The organism is Sporosarcina sp. USHLN248 (assembly GCF_037144575.1).
GTDB classification, from domain to species: domain Bacteria; phylum Bacillota; class Bacilli; order Bacillales_A; family Planococcaceae; genus Sporosarcina; species Sporosarcina contaminans.
Window position 1 is genome coordinate 1 of sequence record NZ_JBBCZC010000078.1, and the last position, 5,331, is coordinate 5,331.

A 5,331-nucleotide genomic window follows, 5' to 3' on the forward strand; every position below is an offset into this window, starting at 1 on the left:
CACCTTTCGTTTACTTGTTTTCCGACAATTCAAGTATAAAAGAAATGGTGATTACGTGCTTTTTTTTGTTGAATTTGTGTGAATACCCCAACAAATATTATAGAACCAAAAAGAAAAGGGCTATCGCAGAAAATCAGTTTTCACTGACATTCTGAACAGCCCTTTTTATTGTAATTATTTTCTTTTTGTGAGACGGCCTAACATGAACGCACCAGCTGCAAGACCGATCATTGTGTTCGTTTTTTTGTTGAACACTTGTTTTGCGATTAAATTTAAGTTTTGAGGACGTTCTGCAAGTCTACGCATGAAGTAGCCATACCAGTCTTGTCCAAAAGGAACGTACGTACAGAAATTGTATCCTTCTTTAGCAAGTTGCAATTGCATATCTTTCCTAAAGCCGTATAGCATTTGGAATTCGAATTTATCATTCGGAATATTATTGTCTTTAACAAATTGTTTTACATGGTTAATGACATTATGGTCATGTGTAGCAATCGAAGTGAATTTACCATTCAATAAATGCCACTCAATCAATTGGATATAGTTTTTGTCAATTGCTGCTTTATCTTGATAAGCAACAGACTCAGATTCTTTGTAAGCACCTTTAACGATTCTTAATCTGTAGTCTTTATGTTTGTGCAAATCTTCTTCTGCTCGGAAGAAATATGCTTGGATCACTGTACCGATGTTGTCATAATCAACCGATAGTTCATCCAACAAATCGAATGACGGCTGAAGGCGTGCATGATCCTCCATGTCAAAGTTAACAAAGATACCGTAAGAATGAGCTTTCGCTACGATTTCACGGATATTTTCCTTACAGAAATCATAGTCGATATCAAGTCCTAATTGAGAAGGCTTCAAAGAAATGTGGGCATCGACCCCATTTTCATGAATCGCATCAATAACCGCTAAAATTTGTTCTTTTGCAGCGATTGCTTCTTCTTTTTCATAAACGAACTCTCCTAAGTTGTCTACAGTACACGAAATGCCGTGTTTGTTTAATTCCTTGATGCTTTCAATCGTTTCAGGAATATTTGTGCCAGCCACAACGCTTTGAGCACCCATTTTCAATCCGTATTTTTTGGCTGCACTATTCAAAAATTGATTTTGCGAAAGGCCGATAAAGAAGTCTTTTAATACCATTTCCATTACTCCTCAACAAAAGTTTTATTTTCATAACGATTATAGCATATTCGATGAAGCCGATAGTACCAAAACGCAATTTTTGTAGAAATTTGTTTCAAAAAGTGGACTACTCAAATAGCGCTTATAGAGCGTTCAGTATCACAATTTAAAATGACCGACTAATTTTTCCAAGCTCTTTGCCATTTCATTAACTTGCTCCGATTGTTGAGCAACATCGTGAATGGAAGCGGTTGTTTGTTCGGTAGCGGCCGAAACATTGTTCGTTTTATCCTCGATTTCCTTTATGGACGTATTCAGATCCGTAATTAACTGAACAACGGATGTTGATTTTTCTGCTTCACTACTCATTAGGCGAGAAATCGTATTGATTTCTTCAACTGTTTTTGAAACAGCTGTAGTAATATCACTTAATGAAGAAGCAGTTTGTTTCGCAGTTTCCGATCCTGTTTCAACAAGTATCGTACTTTCCTTCGTTGACAAAACGACTTGTTGAATCTTTTCCGTTATATCTTTTACCAAATTCTCTACTTCTAAAACTTCCGCATTTGATTGTTCGGCTAATTTCCGTACTTCTTCAGCAACGACAGCAAATCCTTGGCCATGTTCTCCCGCACGCGCTGCTTCAATCGAAGCATTCAATGCCAACAAATTTGTTTGTGAAGCAATCCCGGCTATAGATCCTGTAATATTTTGGATTTTAGTAGTAGATTCAATTAAATCTTGAATGGTTGTACTTACCTCTTCTGAAGAAGTTCGAATTTTTTCCATATCATTACTAATTTGCAATGCAAGTTTTTCTCCATCCTTCGCTACGCCCATTGTCTGATCGGAATTGACAGCCAATTGGTCCGCTTTCTCTTTCGAAGAATGCAAATCAATGGATAAAGATGTCAGAAGAGAAGATGCCTGATCTGAATGTCGCGTGCCATCTGAAACGTCAGCTGCCACTTCTTCCATATGATCAGCGACCATTTGAATGGCTCCACCCATTTCATTCAATGTTTGCGTTGTTGAAGATACGTTCTCCATTAATTGAGAAGAAGAATCTTTCATTGTGCTAATCATAGACCGTAGGTTAGAAGCCATCGTATTGAGCGTATTTGCAAGATCACCAACCTCGTCATGGCTTTTCACTTCCACGTCTTTTACGGCCAAGTTACCCTGGGCAATTTCTTTTGCTTGTACAATTAGGCTTGAAATTGGCTTCGTCTTTCTTCGTAGTAAAATAACCGTCACGATCGCTGCGAGCAACATTGGAATAATGCTAATGAAAATGCCATCCCGAACAACTTCCCAAGTTCTATCAGAGACAATTTTAGAATCAAAATCAATGACGCTAATAGCAATTATCTCTTTTGATGGATCGTGATCTTTGTAAATTGGAGCATACCCGGACAGTCTTTTCATGCCACCAAATTCATACGGTTTTGAATAAGTAGGATGCTTCATTTCCAATAACATATCAACAGCATCCTTATCCATTTTAAACTGGTCGCCTGCGTTAAACCCTTTCGCAGCCAAATTCGAATCCAATGCGATTAATTTCCCATTTAAATCAACAATATATTGCGTTTCGAAAATATCCTTATGTTCAATCGTCCAATTCAGTTCCCCATTCACTTTTTCAATTGTTGCTGCGTCTCCAGCAAGCGCCTTTTCAATATCTTTCGAATCAATAAGTCCTGTTGTAATATTGGCACAGCCATAAGCTTCCACACCTGCTGCATCATACAGTTTATCGTAAGCCGTTTTATAAGTGGCTACTGATGAAATTGTAAGCATTACGATCAAAATACCTACAATGATCGTACCAAGTTGGAAAGATAAAGTATGTCTCCTTTTCATTGGTGAGTCCCAACCTTTCAATCTATTAATATAAACATATAATAGTCCATATTATCTACATCATACAGTATTATAGGTAGCATGAATAGCTATTTTACAATATCAAGAAAATACCATAGCGAAGCTATTTACTAAAATAGTTTTTGAGTTGCTGTCAAGTATATGGTTTAATAAAAATGAGTGGATGATTCGAAAGATACAATAGGGAGGCAAATAAATGTCAGAACAGACTATTTTTGAACTTTTGCATACAATTGATCAAGTAACACAAAAAATGCTTGTCAAATGGCGTAAAACTTCAAATATCGACCTAGGCATTTCACATATTTTGGCACTTCACGAACTGCGCACTCACGGAGAAAGCCGTCCGTCTGATTTGGCTAAACACTTGAACTTCACACCTGCGTCTCTCACCCATTTATCTACTAAGCTAACGAAGAACAAGTTGATTGAAAGGCGGCAAGATGAACATGATAGAAGAACTACCTATTGGTCGATTACAGACAAAGGAATAGAACTATTAAATCAAGCCCAATTAGATGGACAAATGCTTCGTAAAGAACTTTTCTCACATTTGTCAGAAGAAGAGCAAACCACCTTGCTCTCCATTTATAAGAAATTGAATACAGTATTATAACAATCAAAAGAGGCTTGAATCGATTTGATTCAGCCTCGTCGGTATTTTTGTTCAATTTATTTTTGCTCGAACATATCCGCCAAACTCTTTTTCTATTATGAAGCCAACAGTGAACAATGCATCCTCATTGCCGTTCTTCCCGATAATCTGCAGTCCGATCGGCATTCCATCCTTATCTTTGCCGACAGGAACTGTCAAAGAAGGCAAGCCCCAAGTATTCGCGTAAGCAACGTATGGCATGTATTTCAAAAATGTCTTCTTGATTGAAAAGATTTCTTGATATACTTCGCCGTGCGGAGGAGCGGTCTTATGGTAGACAGGCATGATAACAATGCGATTATCCAAATATGCACTTACTTTCGCATCCCCTTTTTTAAGAATTTCACCGATTTCCCGAATACGTTTTTTCGAGGGCTTGAATAAGGACGCGCCGATTAACGCCCATGATAAATAGCGGTGAATATCCGATCTGCCATTCAGCAGTTCCTTTGAATATTCTCGGTATACGTTTCCTCGACGGTTACCGAACGCCTCAACAATAGTACCTTCTCCTCCATCAATCGACATAATCTCCTGCCATAGCAAAGCGGATTCATCGAAATACGGAATAGGCTCCCGTTCTGTTTTTAAGGTTTCTTTCATGTGGAGATAAACATTATTTAATAATAAGGTTGTTTCATCTGATAAAGGATATTGGGTCGTTCTAAATACATTGATTGTAAATTGATCGATATCTTTCTTCACTACAGGTTCTTGAGAGATAATGCTGTATAAGTATTTTGCATCTCGTACTGACTTAGTCATCGGCCCAATTCCTAACATTCTTTGCTGAAAAGGATCTCCTACAAAAGGATAACTGCCGATTTGTGAAACTTGATTATTTCCCGGCTTGAATCCTACAATCCCGTTAAAATGGCTCGGAAAGCGAATGGATCCTCCTATATCAGAGCCGAGTCCTGCAGCAGCACCTCCTACTGCTATTATCGCACCTTCACCCCCACTCGAACCACCGACCGTCCGATTCACGTTATGTGGGTTGTTCGTTCGTCCATAAAGCTTATTATCTGTTTCTTGACAAAAACACAACTCAGGCGTATTTGTTTTTCCTAATATAATTGCACCTTCAGCTCTCAATTTGCTTACAACTTCGGCATCTTTCGTCTGCACAAATCCTTTTCTACGCTTTAGCCCTCCCGTTGTCTGTAAGCCGGCAACATCAAACGACTCTTTAATGCTCATTGGTACACCAAATAATTTCCCGTCTGCGTTGCCCTCAGCAATCGCTCGATCTGCATTTTCAGCTTCTTCTAACGCTGTTTCAAAACGATCTTCAACTAAATAGTTCAATTCTATATTCGTTTTTTTAATATGGTCGATCAATACTTTAGTTACTTCTACTACAGAAAGCTCCTTATTCATCACTAATTCACGGATACGCATTGCATCTGCGTTCAATACGATTTGTTCTTTGTCAACTATTACCCCATTCACCATTTCGTTCCCCACCCTTTATGCTTCTTTACACATTATTATAGTCTAAAGATTCATAGAATAGAAAACAAAAAATGCTTCTCCTTTTCAGGAGAAACATTCAGACTGTAGACAAAGTATCTTTTTACTTTGTCTACAGTCCTTTTAAGGTTTGTAGTCATGAGATAGGTGTTTGCCCAGCTTGACTTGAAAACGCTTGTCAGACAAGG

At 38.1% G+C, this 5,331-nt stretch carries 4 protein-coding genes; 1 reads left to right on the plus strand and 3 read right to left on the minus strand.

The window, feature by feature from the left end:
* Positions 1-174: 174 nt before the first annotated feature.
* Both WFH04_RS17795 and WFH04_RS17800 read right to left on the minus strand, forming a co-directional pair.
* The gene (locus WFH04_RS17795) at positions 175-1,146 is read right to left on the minus strand and encodes a proline dehydrogenase family protein (RefSeq protein WP_336825619.1); all 972 of its coding nucleotides are present in this window, start codon (positions 1,144-1,146) and stop codon (positions 175-177) included.
* A gap of 141 nt (positions 1,147-1,287) precedes the next feature.
* On the minus strand, positions 1,288-2,994 hold the full coding sequence (locus WFH04_RS17800; protein WP_336825621.1) for a methyl-accepting chemotaxis protein: 1,707 nt from the start codon (positions 2,992-2,994) through the stop codon (positions 1,288-1,290).
* Between the two features lie 217 nt (positions 2,995-3,211).
* Here WFH04_RS17800 and WFH04_RS17805 point away from each other — a divergent pair, with 217 nt between their 5' ends.
* Positions 3,212-3,631: a MarR family winged helix-turn-helix transcriptional regulator gene (locus WFH04_RS17805; protein WP_336825623.1), complete on the plus strand. Its 420-nt coding sequence runs from the start codon at positions 3,212-3,214 to the stop codon at positions 3,629-3,631.
* 51 nt (positions 3,632-3,682) lie between these two features.
* Here the strand turns inward: WFH04_RS17805 and WFH04_RS17810 are convergent, their stop codons facing one another.
* A complete protein-coding gene (locus WFH04_RS17810; protein WP_336825625.1) occupies positions 3,683-5,125 on the minus strand; it encodes an amidase in 1,443 nt (480 codons plus the stop codon).
* Positions 5,126-5,331 lie beyond the last annotated feature (206 nt).

What these genes read in the sequence shown, in the direction of transcription:
- WFH04_RS17800 (WP_336825621.1), bottom strand. Translation starts at nt 2,994, where the DNA reads ATGAAAAGGAGACATACTTTATCTTTCCAACTTGGTACGATCATTGTA.
- WFH04_RS17795 (WP_336825619.1), bottom strand. Translation starts at nt 1,146, where the DNA reads ATGGTATTAAAAGACTTCTTTATCGGCCTTTCGCAAAATCAATTTTTG.
- WFH04_RS17810 (WP_336825625.1), bottom strand. Translation starts at nt 5,125, where the DNA reads ATGGTGAATGGGGTAATAGTTGACAAAGAACAAATCGTATTGAACGCA.
- WFH04_RS17805 (WP_336825623.1), top strand. Translation starts at nt 3,212, where the DNA reads ATGTCAGAACAGACTATTTTTGAACTTTTGCATACAATTGATCAAGTA.